Here is a 15,345-nt window from a genome sequence, read left to right on the forward strand (position 1 = left end):
TGGCTGCACTGAGCGTCTACCGGCAAAGAAAAAGCCCACCGGCGTTGGCTGGTGGGCTTGCGTGTAAAGGCCGATGCCTTGCGGCGTGCCTGGGGAAGCAGAGGGAGGGTAGAGAACCTCAGGCTCGGCAGAAAGCAATGGATATCATCACCATCTGGTGTGACCGCTCAGACCGCAGCTCACGGCTTGTGCACCACGGTATTGGTAAAGCGTATTTCAGGCCTCGATTTTGAGCAATACCTTGTACCGGGAACCATCACACCAGATGGCCCCGCTTGACCCTGCGGGGAGAGGTCGCGCTTAAGGCCCGCGGGGCCAGGAGGCTACATTTGAAAATCTCCGCGCAAAAAAAAAGCCGACCGTGAGGTGGGCTGAACTCCAACTGGTTGGTGGCCGGCGCCGACCGGCCTGCGGTTCTTCTTGAGTTTGGGCACTAGCGCATGTGTGGTTGCGTGCCGGGGTTAGACAAAGGGCACACCGTAGTGGTCATAAACACGGCGGCCGTAGTCGTCGGTGTATTCAGGCAATGTGCCTCCCTCGTAGCGAGGGGCGTTTTCAAGCCGTTCCTTGGTGACGGAAACCACGTACCCGCCTTGGCTGGGTTCGTATTTGAGGCTATCCCACGGCAGTGGGTAGAGATCTGAGCCGATGCCCAGGAAACCGCCAAACTGCATCACTGCATATCGAATCTTGCCGGTGAGCTTGTCGATCATCAGTGAGTCGATAGCCCCCAGTTTGTCGCCGTTGGGGTTGTAGACGCTGGTGCCGTTGACACGATCGGATGAGATGACAGGTGAGGCTGGTTGCATTCCTGCTCCTTTCTTTGCGTGGTACAGAACAACGCTGGCAAGGTGGGCCAGCGCTGAGGCGCTCACATTCACTGCTGGGGCGTTTTGTGCTGTTGCCCAGGCTGCTGTTGCTGAGCAGGGGTCTTCTGCTGTCCAGGGGTTTGCTGTTGCTGCTGGCCGGGTTGGCTGGTGTTCTGGCCTGGTTGGCGTTGCCCAGGGTTTTGCTGCTGCTGTTGCTGCTGTTGCTGCTTGTCCTGTTGGCTGGGGTTGTGCTGCTGGTTCGCTTGTTGCGTCATGTCCTTCACTCCTTCAGGTTGGTGACCAGCAAACCGGGTTGGCTTGCTGTGGGTGCATGGTCGCCGAGTCATGGAAAACCCTTTTGTAGGAGAACGTGGCGCAACGCTGAATTTTGTGAATTCACAGCCATTACGTAGCATTTGGTTTACGTTTGAGGCGGAACTCTCGATATTCCTCACAGTATTCATCCAGATGCACAGCAGGATGTGCTGGGTTCTGGGCTCACTCATGGTTGCGATTGCTGCCTCCCCGATGCAAGTCGCTCCAACCGCAGTACCCTGAAGCGTGTACACCGGCCGGCCTTATGCCTTGGTGAAGGGCGTTGCCGTGATTCCGCCAGTCTTGCCGTTTTGCCCATGTCCGCATTCGACAGGCCCATTGGCTTTTTTCAGAGCTAGCCGTTTTGATAGCTTCCGGCGTTTGATGGATAAGCGCTGGAGGCCTATCTGACCTAAATGCCTGGATGCGGAGAAAAGCCCCTGCAACGACTGGTTGGCAGGGGCTGTTTTGTTCAGGCCAGGCAGTTCAGGTCGTAGCCCACCATGAAGAGTGAAGCTTCCATGGCCCGCATGCGATCAGGCTGGCCTGAAAACAGGCTGGGGGTCTTGCGCAGGGTTTCGGCCATTACCCAGGCCAGCCGTACCTTGGCGCCAGCCCAGCGCTGGGGCGTGCTTTGGCTGGTGTAGAGCAGGGTGCCCGGCGACGGTGGCTGGTCAAACAGGCAAGCCAGTTTGTGCTGGGGCTTCTGGCTGCCGCCGGCCAGAGGGAAGCTCAGCGTATCGGGCAGGTGGCGCGTGCCGCTACTGCGGCGCCAAAACTCCACCAGTGCAGCCGCTGCAGCACTGACCCGCGAGTCATAGATGGGCAAGCCTTCGGCTGAATAAAAGGCGTGCACCTTGGTGAGCATGGAGTTCATGAGCCGCACTGTCGGAAAGCCGGTACGCAGGCTGGCCGAGCCAAGCGCCATTTCCTGGTGGGTCTGGGCAATGTAGTGGCTGATGTTAGTGCCAAGGCCCACAAGAAAGGGCCGCGCGCCTTCTTCGGGGTTGCGCTCGCCGCCCCAGTCCAGCACGTCGCTACAGGCGGCCAGGGTGGCTGTCGCATCGTTGGCCTGCACGGCAGCGCGCAGCTTGGCAGAAAGAGCGCTTGTCTTGATGCACGACTCGGCCCAGTCGCCCGTTGCCAGGCCAGTCCCCCGCCAGCGGTAGTGGTGAGGTACCAGATCGGCAAAACGGGTGGTGGCCATCAAGCCCTTGGGTACGTAGCTGGAAGAGCGAATGTTCAACTGAATCTGTCGCTGGGGGAGTGTGGCTGCAAGCCAGTCGGTAAAGCCAATGACTTCGGGCTGTTGCAGAAATTCGGTGCGGTTCATTGATGCCTTGTGGCCTGTCGGATTTCTGGTTTTGGTCAGTTGGTGCTGCTTTGACATTGTCGTCTGGCGCGGGCGGCTGATGGAGCAAGGAAAGGCAGGCTGCAGCAATGAGTGCGCACGTCCCTGGTTTGTCCTGTGGTGGTGCTTCGAGCGCGTTTTCAGGCTCTGACTCCCCGGTGGTTGAGGAGACTCCATGCGCTGAAACCGAGCGAGATCACGCACCAGGTAATCCAGTGCTATAGAGGGCCTGGCGCAGCCTGGTTCGCCCGCAGCGATTGCCATCGCCTATGCCATTGCTGCATGCGGCGTTGCAGCCGCAGGTCTGACGGGCTGGGTGTTGGCTATCCGCTGGTGGTGATCAAAACCTGAACGTCGCTCCGACGATCGGGCCGCTCTGGCTGAAGTCCAGTCGCTTGCCGTCGTCACGGTAGTCCACGCTCAGGTGGCGGTAGCCCACGGACACAAAGATGTTTTCCTTGACTTGGTAGTTCACCGAGCCGTGCACCTGCCAGGTGAACTTCGAGCCCACATCCAGCCCACCCATATCGGCATACACCAAGGTGGACCAGCGCGGCGCAATATCGTAGCGCCAGCGTGCGGCGACCACTGGGTCGACGAACGAGGTGTTGGACTGCGCCGAACCCACTCCTGGCACACTTACTTCGGCCTTGATCTGCCATAGGCGCAGGCCCGCCATCAGGTCAACGCTCGACCGCGGACTCAGCATCCAGTTGTGCCCGCCGGTCATCGTCAGCGAGGTCTGGCGAATCTTGGCATTTGCGCTCAGGCCTAAGGGTAAGGCAGCCTTGTCCGATGTAGCGGCGTAGCTGAAATCTCCCTGCAGCACATATTGTCCCTTGCGTGCCGTGCCGTTCACAAAGGCTGCAGCGTCCAGGTCCTCCAGAATGTCCGAGAACGATTTGTTCACGCTCACCGTTGGCGCTCCTCTGAACGGGCGGACGCTGCCGTCCAGCCCCGTCATCCATACATAGGGCGTGAGCTGAAAGCGCCATGCATCGGCTGCCGTCTTGTCCTGTGCCCAGGCCGGCGTGCCTGCCAGCAGGCTCACGGCCAGCGCCGCCGCTGCCATACCCGGAGTGGTGTTGATGTGCTGGGTCATTTGTCTCTCTTACAGCGTGTTCTTGTAAACCTTGCCATCCTTCATGATCAGGCGCAGGTTCTGTTCCGGGTTACTCAGGAAGTCCAGATTCACCGTCGGGTCGCCATCGGCCACCAGAAGATCGGCAAATGCGCCAGGGGCTATGCGGCCCAGCGGCTGGGGATAGGGGTTGCGCTCGCCCGACAGGGCCAGCAGTTCACCGTTGGTGCCCGTGGCCTGCTTCAGCAGCGTCATGGGGTCGTAAAAGCGCGTCAGTTTGGCCAGTTGCTTGCCCTGTGTGACCGTGCCCTTGGGACTGAACAGAATGTCCGTGCCCCAGCCCGTCTTGATGCCGTACTTCTGCGCCATCTCATAGGCGCGCACCGTGCCCTGGGCCACGCGCGACTGGCTCTCGCGGCGCACTGCATCGGTGTAGGGGTTGGCGTCCTCGTCCTGCAGAAACGGCTGCAGGCTCCACCACACGCCCTCGTCGCGCATCATGCGCGCGCTTTCCTCGTCGGCCAACTGGCCGTGTTCGATGCTTTTTACGCCCGCCTTGATGGCCCGCTTGATGCCTTTGGGGGTGTAAACATGCGACATCACATAGGTGTTCCAGTCTGCGGCGGCCTCCACGCCGGCACGCAACTCCTTCTCGGTGAACTGGGTGCTGTCCAGCGGGTCGTACAGCGATGCCACGCCGCCGCCTGCCAGCATCTTGATTTGCGATGCCCCCAGCATCAACTGCTCGCGCACGCGGCGCAGAACCTCGGTCTCGCCATCCGCAATCATGGCCACGCCGGTTTGCTCCACCATGCTCAGCGGCTCGTTCGCTGCACGCGGAATATCACTGCGAAGGCGGAAGTCGCCATGGCCCGAGGTCTGAGAAATCATCGCCCCGCTTGGATAGATGCGCGGGCCCGGGATCATGCCCTCGTCGATCGCGCGCTTGAGCGCAAAGGCGGGGCCGCCCGCGTCGCGCACCGAGGTAAAGCCGCGCATCAGCGTGCGCTGTGCCTCCTGCGCGGCGGAGATATACAGATAGCCCAGATCTGCCGTCATGGCCGTCATCTGCGGAATGGCTGCCAGCATGGTGTGCCAGTGCGTATCGATCATGCCCGGCATCACCAGCTTGCCCTGGCAGTCGATCACTTGCGCACCTTCCACCTTTTCGCCGGCAGAGGGCAGGGCGGCAATCAGCTTGCCCTGGATCAGCACCTGGACGCCTTGGCGCACCGACTTGCCCGTGCCGTCAAACAGGCGCAGATTGGTCAGCAACACGGGGCGGTCGGCCGGCCTGGCCGCCCCGCCCTCGCCTGTCTCGGCAGCATGCAGGGTCACAAATGGCGCCATCATGGCCGCCACCCCGCCCACAAACATGCGGCGCGACATATCGCTCATCACCCGCTCATGCAGCAACTGGCACACCACGCTGCCGCAGGTGCAGGCTCTCGGGCGAATCGGGCCGGTCTGCCACGCCAGGCCGGCAGCGGTTGCGATTGCGTGACTCATCTGCTTTTCCCTTTTTTCAAAATGAACAAGAGACGCCGCTGCCGGCGTGACAAATGGAACCAAAGGCTCACAATTTGATGCACCGATGCTACACGACGATCGGCCATGAAAAAGCGCCCCACCGCACGAGGGCGATGGGGCGTTGCTTGCATTATGAGAGCGGCCGGGAAGTGGCTGCGCTGCAGTCGAGCATGCTTAAACCGGGCGGTGCACCAGAACCGGAATGCTGCTGTTGACCAGTACGCGCTGGGTCTCGCTGCCCAGCAAAATGCCGGCAATGCCCTTGCGGCCGTGTGATGCCATGCAGATCAGATCGCAGTTACCCTCCTGCGCCTGCTTGATGATGGCCTGATTGATGGAGATATTCGTGACCCGCACCGTCTGGCAGGCCACGCCCTCGGTCTTGGCAATGTCCAGGGCAGCTTGCAACACCTGATCTGCTTCCTTCTGGGCGCTCTTGTCGAACTCTGCAGAGTTGTAGGCGATCAGCGCCTCGGCTCCGTAAATCATGGCTGCGTAATCCGGCATCACATAAAGCGCCGTCACCTGTGCGCCTTGTTCCTTAGCCAGTTGTATGCCCGCGCGCAGCGCGGCCTCAGAGAGCTTAGAGCCGTCCGTAGGAATCAAAATGTGCTTGAACATATCCAGCCTCCTTGCGCATAGGTGCGCGTCTTGTTGCCAAATCAATTCGATCGATCACCGAACTCATACTCACACTCCAGGGCTGCTAATGCAACACCTTGAAATGAGTATTCAGACGGTTTCTTGATGGAAATCAAATTCATGAGGTTGCAAGTAAAAACCGCCTCAAGCCCTTATCCATAAAGCGTTGAAAGCTATCAAAAGTAGATTTTCCGAAGGTCTTGCGCAGCCTGCTCTGCGGCTGTTGCCGGTCGGCAGGCTGGACTGCCTCTCGCGGTGCTGGGAGTAGGCTGTTGCCAGTTTGGCCAGTTTGGCCAGTTTGGCCAGTTTGGCCAGTTTGGCCAGTTTGGCAAGTTTGGCCAGTTGGGCGTCGGTCGAGCCGATGATCTCGCCGTCGGCAATGCGCCATGGCAGGCTGTCGAAGGAGGCCTGCCTCAGCTCGATCACAATCGGCTGTATATGGCGCAGGGTGGGCGACCGTAATTCAGGTTCGGCAGGTGGCTGCTGTGCGCTCATCTATCGGCATCGCCCCGTATCAAGGTCTTGAACGCAGTGCGGTGCACTTGCGCCTCAGTCTTCGCGACCAGATTGAAGGTCAGCTCCATGCGCCGAATGCCGGCAGCCTGTTGCGAACGGCCTCCATGCGCTGAAAGGCATCTATATAAGCCGGTTTGAAGGCAAGCGCCTTCTTGCCTGTAAGGGCCATGGCCAGCAGCGTAAGGTCATCACGGACGATGCGGTAATCGGGGGAGTGTGCGCCCTGCGGATCCAGTGAATTCGGCCGGGGCGTGGAGTCCTTTGAGAGTGCTAATCAGATTTCAACTGCGGCCCTTGCCGTTGGGTTGGGCGTGGGCTCGCCAATCTTGTGCAAGGTGTTGCGGTCGGTATGGGCAAAAGGCTCGCTCTGGCCGGGGATGGTCAGCGTGGTTTCCTGCTCGTACGACCAGGTGCCGTCCGAGTGCTTGGTGATGGTGATGGTATAGGCGTCGGTTCTGAAGGCGTGCTCCAGAAACGGGTTGCTGGAGATGCCGTTGACGGTGGAGCCGCGCTCGGCCCTGAGGGTGAAGCTGGTGGCGTCAGCCGTGGTCTTGCCCGTGGCCATGGCGGTCTGTCCGCGCGGGATGGTCAGAGTCTGGATGATGTTGCCGGTGGCAGGCTCCCACAGCCAGTAACCGACCTGGTCGTGAAAGGTTTCCACATCGTCGGGCTTGACGATGCGTGTGTGGTAGCGCAGGCCATAGAAGAGCTGTGGCCCGTTGGTTTGCGCATCGATGGGCTGGCACTCCATGTGCTCGATAAAGGCCTGCTTTTCGGGGCCGTCAGCCTTTGGGTTGATGTCCAGGCCGCGCTTGCCGATCCAGATACCGGCCATGCCGGTGAGGGGGCCGAGGTTGGCCAGGGTATTCACATCGGGCGTGGGCTCGGTGTAGATGTCTTTGGGAAAGTTTTCCATATTGTGTAACGGGCTTTCACTTTGAATCTGTTGAAGCCAGTTTACAAGCCATGGACTGAGGGGTTCTTGACGGCAGTCAAGCTGTCAGGTGCTTTCTTCGGTGGTGAGCGTAAAGCGTGCACTTTCGCCGCGCTGGGCGGCTTCACGCGTGAGGAAGATCAGCACGCGATAGCTGGCACCACGTTCGATGCGAAAGGTGCAGATGTTGTTGTTGGCCGAGCCTTGGCATAGAGGCTGGGCAGAGCCGTCCTTGAAGACGTTCATCTGACTGGACGGATTGTTGGTGTTGAGCGTGACGGTCATGCGCTGGAAGGGCCGCGTTTCGAGCCCGTATTGCACGATGCCGTTGCCCGTGATCTGGCCGCTGTAGGAGTTGGTGTAGCCGCCCGGGGTTGTAAAGGCGGCCTGCGCCATGGAGCTGCTGCTGAGATGTAGCGTCATGAGACTGAGCAGGGCAGCAGTTGCAAGCATCGGTTGGAAGCGGGTCATGCAACTCTCCTGAATGTGTTGGACAGGATGGCGCTCCTGGCGCAGCGACGGGTGTCTATGCCGACAGCCAATTCACCATCCTCCACCGCTGCGCCCTAGCGGCAGGAGACATTGCGCCAACTGAATTTGCCGTCGTTAAAGAACTCTGTCCATACCGACATGATGGGAGCCTGACGGTAAGAGAACGTAATCTGGTTAGGGATCTTTGGCCCTAGTGCGGCAGGCTGTCCATCCTTGTCGAAGACCTTGACGATGTAGAGCGTGACGCCTCCATCCTCGTCAGTGTGCAGGACTACCCGGTAGTCCTTGGTGAAGAGATCCCAGTCGAATTGCTTGGTCACATACGTGTGCAGACGGACAAAAGCGCGGTTCGCGTTCTTGGCGGCAGGATTAACTTTTCTCATGACGACACTCCCTGTTGCTCAACGACTTGCCGCAGGACCTGCGAGCTGACATTTCATTGCATTTGACTGATGTTGTATCAAGAGGATGTAAGGAAGTATGTAGGCACTTACAGATCGCGCTAATGGACAGAGCAGATCTGCTGTGTGAGCTTCTCTGAAGCGCTGGGGAGGTGCTTTGCCGGTGCCGCTGTCATCTTTTCTTGATGAAGTGGCCGTGCTAAGTAACTGAGTGAAAAGATAGATTTTTTTAATGAAATCTATTCTGAGCCGGCATGGGTTTGAACGTAAAAATTGCCTGATGATGACAATTTTGAGAGAGGCGCATTGAATTTCAGGATGACGATGCTCTGGCCTGAGTCAACGAAAGCAGGGCTGAATCGCCTTGCCTGAATTCCAACAGGCAAGTCATCGGTAGGTGCTCCCGAAATACTAGGCAATGCGGTGGCTGAGCAGCTGGCAAGCGTCCAAAAGCCAGCTTATCCAATCCTTGAGATATGTCACCGTGCAGGCTCAGAGTTCACCGTGGCTCTGGCAAGTCTCGCTCTGCCAGTTGTCTCTCAGGCCGGTCGTCAAGCAGTGTTAAACCCTGAACCTATTGGTGATGTAGATTTTGTTTCTGCTGCACTTTTCGGTAAATTGGGCGTAGGAAAATTCTGATTTTTGATGCGCAAGTGGCGATCTAGCCCTGTGCCCTACTGAATTCAAAAAAAGCCCATGTCCCACCACCTGCAATACACTTTTGCCTCCCGTCTAGATGCCTGGATCAGGCATATGAAGCTGGCCAAGCCTTGCCATACGCAGCAGATGGCTTATGAGTTGGTGATCGACAGCTGGGTGCAAACCAATGCAGAGCTTGGTGCTTCGCAGGAATTTTTGAAGGCCTTGCGCCGGCGTCGGCTGTGCGAGGAGCATGGCTGGCGGGGGGTGAATACGAGCGTTGCGCACTGGGATCTGGATGATGCACACACTGTGCGGATCTATCTGCACGAAGACGGCTCCATCGTGGTGCAGCAAATGGACTCGCAGAATCTCCAGATTCTGTTCACCTTGCCTGGGCATCGTGAGCGATTGGGAGAAGTATCGGAGCGATGTGCCTAGCAGCCAAAAAAAATGCCCGCGCAAGGCGGGCAAGTTTTGGGGTCCTCTCGATCCGGTTCTGCAGCTCACACAGTCAATGCATTTGAATAGTTGGCAGAGGCGTTACTTTGGCCTCAATCGCCGTTTATCGCTCTTGCACTGTTGCTGACGCGTTTGAACGGTTGACAGGTTGCCCCATCGGGTGCGGCCAGCAGCTCCTGACTGGCTGGCCTGCATTTTGCAGCCATGACTTGCAAGTCGCTTGCCCATCTTGTACCGAGGCAAGCGTGCAAGATGCAGGACTGCTATTCGATATTTTTGGCTCCTTAATGTTTGCCGGTGGAGGCGGGCCGGTGTACCAGCACCGGGACATGGCTGTGCGTCAGGACGCGCTGGGTTTCGCTGCCCAGCAAAATTCCGCCAATACCTTTGCGACCGTGTGAGGCCATGCAAATCAGATCGCACTGCAATTCCTGCGCCTGGTGAACAATGGCTTGGTAAACAGAGGCGTGGGTGACTCGCACAAAGTTGCAGGGTACGCCTTCAGGTCTGGCAATCTGGTCAACGAACTGCAAAGCCGCATCTGCATCGCTGTTGGCACTTCGCTCGAACTCTGTGCTGTTGTAAGTCAGCAGTGCGTCTGCGCCGTAGATGATGGCGCGGTAATCGGGCATGACATAAAGGCCGGTCACCTTGGCGCCTTGTTCACGCGCAAGCAGAACGCCAGCACGCACGGCAGCCTCTGACAGTTTGGTGCCATCGGTGGGAATGAGCAGGTGCTTGAACATGTTCAGCCTCCTGATGCCGGAAGATGTGCCTGAGAATCAATTTATTCCAATATTTCGAGCTGCGCAATGCCTAGTTCTTGAATGCAGCAGAGTTGTAGACAGGAGGTAAGACTCTGTAACGGGGTCGATCGCGTCGAGTTGTCTCATTCCTCGGGCGAAGGAGGAACGCGATTGAGGATTTCGCCAGTGGCCTCTATCTCGAACTGCTGTGGATTGAGCCAGTTGACCTCCTGATGATCGGCAGTTTCAAAGTAAATGGCAGACGGTCGTATGGAGACGCCATGCGGCATGTCGACCTCATCAAAACTCTGATAGACCAGAATCAGGCGCAGGTCTCCATTGGCGTCTTTGGCCTGTATGTGCTGCAAGAGCTTGCGGTAGGCACTCATAAGACGCCCTCATTGACATGTGTATATGAATGTTTCCACTGTCGAAGAGGTGCTGCAATACCCTGATCCGGGTATCCGTTCTGACGCATATTCGCGCCTGACAAGGAGTTTAGAAGGCTGCGAGGCTTGTGCGAAATGCGTTCTGGCGGACAGGCACAGGCAGAACATCAGCAAATAATTTACATGGCGATCCAGATCGTTCGGCGCCAATATAGAGGGCCTGCTCTGGCGACATCGAGTTTTTGCCTATGCACTGCTGGCAGAGTTGTCTGGCGCCATATCTGCCGGCCGATGGGCCAAGAGCGTTGAGGTGGCTTCCTGTTGGATGCAATGGAAGCTTTGTTGCATCGCCTGCAGGCCTATCGCGGGTCGGGCTCAGAGCTGCACGAGTGCAGGCAGTCAAACCTCACTGAGCTTTCAGACTTGCGGGGCTGCTTGCTCATGGAGTGCCATACGCTCCAGCGCGGCACAGACATCGGCCATGCGTCCGCAGATCAGCAGGCATTCGGGCTGACTGCGCGGCTCACGCTGCACGATCTTGAGAAGTCGTGGAGAAGCTGCTTGCCTAGACTCGTCGGTTATTGGCGATTGCAGCTCTGGTGTCGCTGCAAAGGTCTGAGGACAAAGCGTATTGCTGCCTAGACGACTGCGGCCGCGGTTGGCGCGTATGACAGGAATGCTGATCTGCTTCGCCTTTGGGCGATTGGTAGTGAAGGATACAGGTTCTGCAGCGGCTTCGCTTGCATCATCAGAGCAGAAGTTCGGGTTGAGCGACAGCGTGGCAGGCTGCCCTTTAAGGGTCAGGCGTGTCAAAGCCTGCAGTGATGTGGCGAATCCCATTTGGCAACTCCTCTTGATGACCTTGCGGCATGGATAAGGGCAGGATTGCGTTCTTCAGGCAAAGCTCCGCCCAGGGCGAAGCTCAACGGCTTCGCGCCTACCACCTGGGCTTGAGAGGGAAAGAGGCTCAGTGCCTCCGCTGCATAGGCGGAGGGACGCCGTCTGCCCGTTACATGAACATGCTGTTGCGGATAAGGCCTACGGCCAGGCCTTCGATGGCGAATGGCTCTTCAGGATCGACGTGAATGATCTTGTAGTCGGGGTTCTCGGGCAGCAGCTCGATGCCCTGAGGCGTGCGCTTGAAGCGTTTGACGGTCACGTCGTCACCGAGGCGGGCCACCACAATCTGGCCGTTGCGCGCTTCATGCGTAGCCTGTACCGCCAGCAGGTCGCCGTCCATGATGCCCGCGTCACGCATGGACATGCCGCGGACCTTGAGCAGGTAATCGGGCTTGGCGGCAAACAGGCTGGGCTCGACCGAATAGCTCTGATCGATATGTTCCTGGGCCAGAATAGGCGAGCCGGCAGCGACGCGGCCGACCAGGGGAAGCACCAGCGGAGCCAGTGCCGTGAGCGGCAGCGCAAAGCTGGCACCGCGTGCAGCATTGATGGTGCGCACGGTATCGGCGCGCAGGCGAATGCCGCGCGATGTGCCGCTGACCAGATCTATGACGCCCTTGCGGGCCAGTGCCTGCAAATGCTCTTCTGCAGCATTGGCCGACTTGAAGCCAAAGGTGCTGGCAATCTCGGCCCGGGTAGGGGGCGCACCCGTGCGAGCGATGCTGGACTGGATGAGGTCCAGAATCTGCTGCTGGCGGGGAGTGAGCTTGGGGTGGTCCATGGGCATTCCTTGATCGATCGATGATGAATACTGTGTGTTCATCCAGTACCTGTATTTTTAATCAGTTTGAAGAGGACTGCAAGTGGAACCTGACAAAAATATCGTCATCCTGGGCACGGGCGGCACGATTGCCGGTGTCGCCGAGCAGGCGGGCACCAGTGTGGGCTACCGTGCGGCCCAACTGGGCGTGGCTCAGCTGCTGCAGGCCGTGCCGGACCTGGAGCGCGTTGCTTCTGCATCGCTGCAGGTGGAGCAGCTAGCGCAGCTGGACAGCAAGGATATGGATCACGCGACCTGGCATGCACTCGCGCTGCGATGTGCCGAGCTGCTCGCTCGTGATGACGTGAGCGGCATCGTGATCACCCATGGCACCGACACGCTGGAGGAAACCGCCTGGTTTCTGCAATGTGTTCTGCACCCGGCAAAGCCCGTGGTGCTGACCTGCGCCATGCGCCCGGCCACAGCCATTTCGGCTGACGGCCCCGGCAATCTGCGCGATGCCGTGGCCTGTGCGGCCGACATGCAGGCTGCTGGCCGCGGTGTGCTTGCCGTGGTGGCGGGCCGGGTGTTCAGTGCACGCCAGGTGCGCAAGGTGCATCCTTATCGTGTGGATGCCTTCGATGGCAGTGGTGCCGGCCCGCAGGGCTGGGTGGAAGAGGGGCGGCTGCGCTGGGCAACAGGCGGGCTGCCGGTCGTTGCGGCCAGCTCCACTGCAATCGCTTTACCGCCCGCAGATCACTGGCCCCTGGTGGAGCTGCTGCACAGTCATGCGGGCTGCAACAGTGCCGTAGCTCTGGCGGTGATGCAGGCCTGGTATGCGGCAGGCGTGCGTGCCGTGGTGGTGGTGGGCACGGGCAATGGCACACTCCATCAGGCATTGGGGTCAGCCCTGGACTGGGCGCAGGCGCAGGGCATGGCTTTGCGCATCACGACCCGGTGCGAGGAGGGGCAGGTGGTGCAGGCCGAGGGAGCGGGGGATAGCCGTGTGAGCAGCCTGCCGGCGGCCAAGACCAGAATCAGCCTGATGCTGGAGCTGATGGGCTGGCCTCACGCATTGGATTGATGCTCTTGTTATGAGAGCTTCTAGCCCTCATTGATAAAGAGTATTCATAGTGTTTTGCTCTGAAATCCAATGAATGTAGGCGCGGGCAGCTATGAATATTGATGGCTCCAGCGCCATTCCTGGTACAGCTTTTCCGCACCGGACTGATGTCGGCCGGAAGGCCGGGAGCGCGAGCTTCAAAAACAAAAAAGGCCGGTGATGACTCCAGCCTTTTTTGCCCAGAGATGCCTGGCCGCTAAAGTCGGCAAGGCTCCATGAGCGAGTGATCAGGACGATCAGGAAGCCAGAGCGGCCAGAGCGCGTTCGGTGATTTCTTCCACGCTGCCTGTGCCGCTGATGGCGCGGTACTTGGGGGCCGCTGCTGCATCGGCCTTGGCCCAGTTGCTGTAGTAGTCCACCAGAGGACGTGTCTGGCTGCTGTAGACGTCCAGGCGCTTCTTGACGGTTTCTTCCTTGTCGTCTTCGCGCTGAACCAGGTCTTCACCGGTCACGTCGTCCTTGCCTTCCACCTTGGGAGGGTTGAACTTGACATGGTAGGTGCGGCCCGAGGCGGGGTGGCTGCGGCGGCCGCTCATGCGTTCGATGATGGCGTCGAAGGGCACGTCGATTTCCAGCACATAGTCCAGCTTCACGCCGGCGGCCTTCATGGCGTCGGCCTGGGGGATGGTGCGGGGGAAGCCGTCAAACAGGAAACCCTTGGCGCAGTCGGGCTGAGCAATGCGTTCCTTGACCAGGTTGATGATCAGATCGTCGCTGACCAGCTGGCCGGCGTCCATCACGGCCTTGGCTTGCAGACCCAGAGGGGTGCCAGCCTTGACGGCGGCGCGCAGCATGTCGCCCGTGGAGATTTGAGGGATACCGTACTTTTGGCAAATGAAGGCCGCCTGAGTGCCTTTGCCGGCGCCGGGTGCACCCAACAAAATCAGTTTCATGGAAATCCTTGAGGAGAGTAGAAATTCTTGCTGGCCCAGGCAGACGGGTGGTCGTCCGTAGTCCCCGGGCCGTATTTTTTCGCGGGCAAGGATAGCACGCACAAGACCAACACAGGCTTACACAATTCAGTCAAGGCTGTCACAAGTGCGGCCAATTGAAGGCATGTATCCGCTGCAAACGCGATTGCTGTAGTTGTAATCCAGGTGCCGAAGCCGTTACATATGCTATTCGGACTATGCGGAAAGTATAGCGATCAGCGCTTTCCTGGACTGGCCCAGGGCCCTTTGGGGCTGTGTGCGCCGACGGGGCTGCTGCCGGCTTGATGCCTGAGCAGCCCTGGAAGAAGACGGCCTGCGGACCGGTGTCGCCAAAGTGCGCAGGTCTTTTTCTCAAACAGCAAAAACAGCGCGCACGTGCTCCAGGTCTTCGGGCGTGTCGACGCCGGCACCCGGTGCATCGGGCGTAATATGCACGGCAATGCGGTGGCCGTGCCAGAGGGCGCGCAACTGCTCAAGCTGCTCCATGGCTTCGGTCGGTGCAGGTGCCAGTTGTGGGAATTCGCGCAGAAAACCGGCCTTGTAGCTATAGATGCCAATATGGCGCAGCGGTGTGAAACCTGTGTGACCGGCCCTGGGGGCAGCCGTCTGCCACCAGGCCTCATCGCCGTGGTCGCGCGAGAAAGGGATGGGCGCGCGGCTGAAATAGCTGGCCAGACCCTTGACGTCACAGACCACCTTCACCACATTCGGGTTGCGGTAATCCGTCAGGCTATCAATAGGATGGGCGGCCGTGCCCATGCTGGCTTCGGGGCGGGCCAGCAGCAGTTGCGCCACGGCCTCGATGAGCTTGGGGTCGATCAGCGGCTCGTCGCCTTGCACATTGACGACCACATCGTCGCCGGACAGGCCCAGCTGCGCACAGGCTTCAGCCAGACGGTCGCTGCCGCTGGGATGATCCTTGCGCGTCAGGATGGCCTGGATGCCATGCTCGGCGCAGGCCGCCACAATGCTCTCGTCGTCGGCCGCCACCACGCAACGGGCTGCGCCGGCCAGAGCCGCGCGCTGGGCCACGCGTACCACCATCGGCAAGCCGGCAATATCGGCCAGGGGTTTGCCGGGCAGACGGGTCGAGGACAGTCGGGCCGGGATCAGTACCGTATAGCTCATGGCTTATTGCTTTTCTTCTTCCAGCTCGTCGTCGGACAGGGTGCGGGCTTCGTTTTCCAGCAGCACAGGGATGCCGTCGCGCACGGGATAGGCCAGGCGCGCGCTGTGGCTGATCAGCTCCTGATGCTCGCGGTCAAAGCGCAGCGGGCCCTTGGTAACGGGGCAGACCAGCAGTTCGAGAAGTTTGGCGTCCAT

Annotated in this window: 20 protein-coding genes; 2 read left to right on the forward strand and 18 right to left on the reverse strand. The window is 59.4% G+C overall.

Annotated features, from left to right (window positions below; all coding sequences use genetic code 11):
* Positions 1-461: 461 nt before the first annotated feature.
* From V8Z78_RS12345 to V8Z78_RS12390, 11 genes are all read right to left on the reverse strand, one after another.
* On the reverse strand, positions 462-809 hold the full coding sequence (locus tag V8Z78_RS12345) for a PRC-barrel domain-containing protein (RefSeq protein ID WP_003062855.1): 348 nt from the start codon (positions 807-809) through the stop codon (positions 462-464).
* A gap of 68 nt (positions 810-877) precedes the next feature.
* On the reverse strand, positions 878-1,315 hold the full coding sequence (locus V8Z78_RS12350) for a hypothetical protein (RefSeq protein ID WP_349731454.1): 438 nt from the start codon (positions 1,313-1,315) through the stop codon (positions 878-880).
* A gap of 281 nt (positions 1,316-1,596) precedes the next feature.
* A complete protein-coding gene (locus tag V8Z78_RS12355) occupies positions 1,597-2,457 on the reverse strand; it encodes a hypothetical protein (RefSeq protein WP_349731455.1) in 861 nt (286 codons plus the stop codon).
* 358 nt (positions 2,458-2,815) lie between these two features.
* Complete coding sequence (locus V8Z78_RS12360) at positions 2,816-3,577, reverse strand: porin family protein (RefSeq protein WP_179626384.1); 762 nt, start codon at positions 3,575-3,577, stop codon at positions 2,816-2,818.
* Positions 3,578-3,586: 9 nt separating this feature from the next.
* The gene (locus V8Z78_RS12365) at positions 3,587-5,065 is read right to left on the reverse strand and encodes a metal-dependent hydrolase family protein (RefSeq protein ID WP_349731456.1); all 1,479 of its coding nucleotides are present in this window, start codon (positions 5,063-5,065) and stop codon (positions 3,587-3,589) included.
* Positions 5,066-5,260: 195 nt separating this feature from the next.
* Positions 5,261-5,707 (reverse strand): universal stress protein, encoded by a 447-nt coding sequence (locus V8Z78_RS12370; RefSeq protein WP_003062865.1) that lies wholly within the window; start codon positions 5,705-5,707, stop codon positions 5,261-5,263.
* Positions 5,708-5,872: 165 nt separating this feature from the next.
* Positions 5,873-6,223, reverse strand: a complete 351-nt coding sequence (locus tag V8Z78_RS12375) for a hypothetical protein (RefSeq protein ID WP_349731457.1) — start codon at positions 6,221-6,223, stop codon at positions 5,873-5,875.
* Positions 6,224-6,302: 79 nt separating this feature from the next.
* Positions 6,303-6,479 carry a Rha family transcriptional regulator gene (locus V8Z78_RS27130; protein WP_080944364.1) on the reverse strand — a complete coding sequence of 59 codons (177 nt, stop codon included), beginning with the start codon at positions 6,477-6,479 and terminating at the stop codon, positions 6,303-6,305.
* Between the two features lie 39 nt (positions 6,480-6,518).
* Positions 6,519-7,160 carry an FABP family protein gene (locus V8Z78_RS12380; RefSeq protein ID WP_003062870.1) on the reverse strand — a complete coding sequence of 214 codons (642 nt, stop codon included), beginning with the start codon at positions 7,158-7,160 and terminating at the stop codon, positions 6,519-6,521.
* 84 nt (positions 7,161-7,244) lie between these two features.
* The gene (locus tag V8Z78_RS12385; RefSeq protein WP_003062872.1) at positions 7,245-7,649 is read right to left on the reverse strand and encodes a hypothetical protein; all 405 of its coding nucleotides are present in this window, start codon (positions 7,647-7,649) and stop codon (positions 7,245-7,247) included.
* A 95-nt stretch (positions 7,650-7,744) separates the two neighbouring features.
* Positions 7,745-8,053, reverse strand: a complete 309-nt coding sequence (locus tag V8Z78_RS12390) for a hypothetical protein (protein WP_003053988.1) — start codon at positions 8,051-8,053, stop codon at positions 7,745-7,747.
* A gap of 771 nt (positions 8,054-8,824) precedes the next feature.
* Here V8Z78_RS12390 and V8Z78_RS12395 point away from each other — a divergent pair.
* Positions 8,825-9,151: a hypothetical protein gene (locus tag V8Z78_RS12395; RefSeq protein WP_003075735.1), complete on the forward strand. Its 327-nt coding sequence runs from the start codon at positions 8,825-8,827 to the stop codon at positions 9,149-9,151.
* Positions 9,152-9,456: 305 nt separating this feature from the next.
* Here the strand turns inward: V8Z78_RS12395 and V8Z78_RS12400 are convergent, their stop codons facing one another.
* From V8Z78_RS12400 to lexA, 4 genes are all read right to left on the reverse strand, one after another.
* On the reverse strand, positions 9,457-9,918 hold the full coding sequence (locus tag V8Z78_RS12400) for a universal stress protein (protein ID WP_003062875.1): 462 nt from the start codon (positions 9,916-9,918) through the stop codon (positions 9,457-9,459).
* Between the two features lie 143 nt (positions 9,919-10,061).
* Positions 10,062-10,307: a hypothetical protein gene (locus V8Z78_RS12405; protein WP_003062877.1), complete on the reverse strand. Its 246-nt coding sequence runs from the start codon at positions 10,305-10,307 to the stop codon at positions 10,062-10,064.
* 417 nt (positions 10,308-10,724) lie between these two features.
* Positions 10,725-11,147: a hypothetical protein gene (locus tag V8Z78_RS12410; RefSeq protein WP_349731458.1), complete on the reverse strand. Its 423-nt coding sequence runs from the start codon at positions 11,145-11,147 to the stop codon at positions 10,725-10,727.
* Positions 11,148-11,316: 169 nt separating this feature from the next.
* Complete coding sequence (gene lexA, locus V8Z78_RS12415; RefSeq protein WP_003062881.1) at positions 11,317-11,988, reverse strand: transcriptional repressor LexA; 672 nt, start codon at positions 11,986-11,988, stop codon at positions 11,317-11,319.
* A gap of 82 nt (positions 11,989-12,070) precedes the next feature.
* Here lexA and V8Z78_RS12420 point away from each other — a divergent pair, with 82 nt between their 5' ends.
* On the forward strand, positions 12,071-13,051 hold the full coding sequence (locus V8Z78_RS12420; protein WP_349731459.1) for an asparaginase: 981 nt from the start codon (positions 12,071-12,073) through the stop codon (positions 13,049-13,051).
* A gap of 275 nt (positions 13,052-13,326) precedes the next feature.
* On the opposite strand, the gene adk is transcribed toward V8Z78_RS12420, so the two are convergent.
* The 3 genes from adk to V8Z78_RS12435 all read right to left on the reverse strand — a co-directional run bounded on the left by adk (position 13,327) and on the right by V8Z78_RS12435 (position 15,345).
* Positions 13,327-13,983, reverse strand: coding sequence for an adenylate kinase (adk, locus tag V8Z78_RS12425; RefSeq protein WP_003062884.1), 657 nt, complete (start codon positions 13,981-13,983; stop codon positions 13,327-13,329).
* A gap of 390 nt (positions 13,984-14,373) precedes the next feature.
* Positions 14,374-15,150, reverse strand: a complete 777-nt coding sequence (kdsB, locus tag V8Z78_RS12430) for a 3-deoxy-manno-octulosonate cytidylyltransferase (RefSeq protein WP_349731460.1) — start codon at positions 15,148-15,150, stop codon at positions 14,374-14,376.
* 3 nt (positions 15,151-15,153) lie between these two features.
* Positions 15,154-15,345: a Trm112 family protein gene (locus V8Z78_RS12435; RefSeq protein WP_003054006.1), complete on the reverse strand. Its 192-nt coding sequence runs from the start codon at positions 15,343-15,345 to the stop codon at positions 15,154-15,156.

This window comes from Comamonas sp. wu1-DMT (assembly GCF_040187805.1).
Taxonomy (GTDB): Bacteria; Pseudomonadota; Gammaproteobacteria; order Burkholderiales; family Burkholderiaceae_C; genus Comamonas; species Comamonas thiooxydans.

Excerpts from the sequence above, each read along its gene's own strand:
- V8Z78_RS12345 (WP_003062855.1), bottom strand. The coding sequence starts at position 809 with ATGCAACCAGCCTCACCTGTCATCTCATCCGATCGTGTCAACGGCACC.
- V8Z78_RS12350 (WP_349731454.1), bottom strand. The coding sequence starts at position 1,315 with ATGAGTGAGCCCAGAACCCAGCACATCCTGCTGTGCATCTGGATGAAT.
- V8Z78_RS12355 (WP_349731455.1), bottom strand. The coding sequence starts at position 2,457 with ATGAACCGCACCGAATTTCTGCAACAGCCCGAAGTCATTGGCTTTACC.
- V8Z78_RS12360 (WP_179626384.1), bottom strand. The coding sequence starts at position 3,577 with ATGACCCAGCACATCAACACCACTCCGGGTATGGCAGCGGCGGCGCTG.
- V8Z78_RS12365 (WP_349731456.1), bottom strand. The coding sequence starts at position 5,065 with ATGAGTCACGCAATCGCAACCGCTGCCGGCCTGGCGTGGCAGACCGGC.
- V8Z78_RS12370 (WP_003062865.1), bottom strand. The coding sequence starts at position 5,707 with ATGTTCAAGCACATTTTGATTCCTACGGACGGCTCTAAGCTCTCTGAG.
- V8Z78_RS12375 (WP_349731457.1), bottom strand. The coding sequence starts at position 6,223 with ATGAGCGCACAGCAGCCACCTGCCGAACCTGAATTACGGTCGCCCACC.
- V8Z78_RS12380 (WP_003062870.1), bottom strand. The coding sequence starts at position 7,160 with ATGGAAAACTTTCCCAAAGACATCTACACCGAGCCCACGCCCGATGTG.
- V8Z78_RS12385 (WP_003062872.1), bottom strand. The coding sequence starts at position 7,649 with ATGACCCGCTTCCAACCGATGCTTGCAACTGCTGCCCTGCTCAGTCTC.
- V8Z78_RS12390 (WP_003053988.1), bottom strand. The coding sequence starts at position 8,053 with ATGAGAAAAGTTAATCCTGCCGCCAAGAACGCGAACCGCGCTTTTGTC.
- V8Z78_RS12395 (WP_003075735.1), top strand. The coding sequence starts at position 8,825 with ATGAAGCTGGCCAAGCCTTGCCATACGCAGCAGATGGCTTATGAGTTG.
- V8Z78_RS12400 (WP_003062875.1), bottom strand. The coding sequence starts at position 9,918 with ATGTTCAAGCACCTGCTCATTCCCACCGATGGCACCAAACTGTCAGAG.
- V8Z78_RS12405 (WP_003062877.1), bottom strand. The coding sequence starts at position 10,307 with ATGAGTGCCTACCGCAAGCTCTTGCAGCACATACAGGCCAAAGACGCC.
- V8Z78_RS12410 (WP_349731458.1), bottom strand. The coding sequence starts at position 11,147 with ATGGGATTCGCCACATCACTGCAGGCTTTGACACGCCTGACCCTTAAA.
- lexA (WP_003062881.1), bottom strand. The coding sequence starts at position 11,988 with ATGGACCACCCCAAGCTCACTCCCCGCCAGCAGCAGATTCTGGACCTC.
- adk (WP_003062884.1), bottom strand. The coding sequence starts at position 13,983 with ATGAAACTGATTTTGTTGGGTGCACCCGGCGCCGGCAAAGGCACTCAG.
- kdsB (WP_349731460.1), bottom strand. The coding sequence starts at position 15,150 with ATGAGCTATACGGTACTGATCCCGGCCCGACTGTCCTCGACCCGTCTG.
- V8Z78_RS12435 (WP_003054006.1), bottom strand. The coding sequence starts at position 15,345 with ATGGACGCCAAACTTCTCGAACTGCTGGTCTGCCCCGTTACCAAGGGC.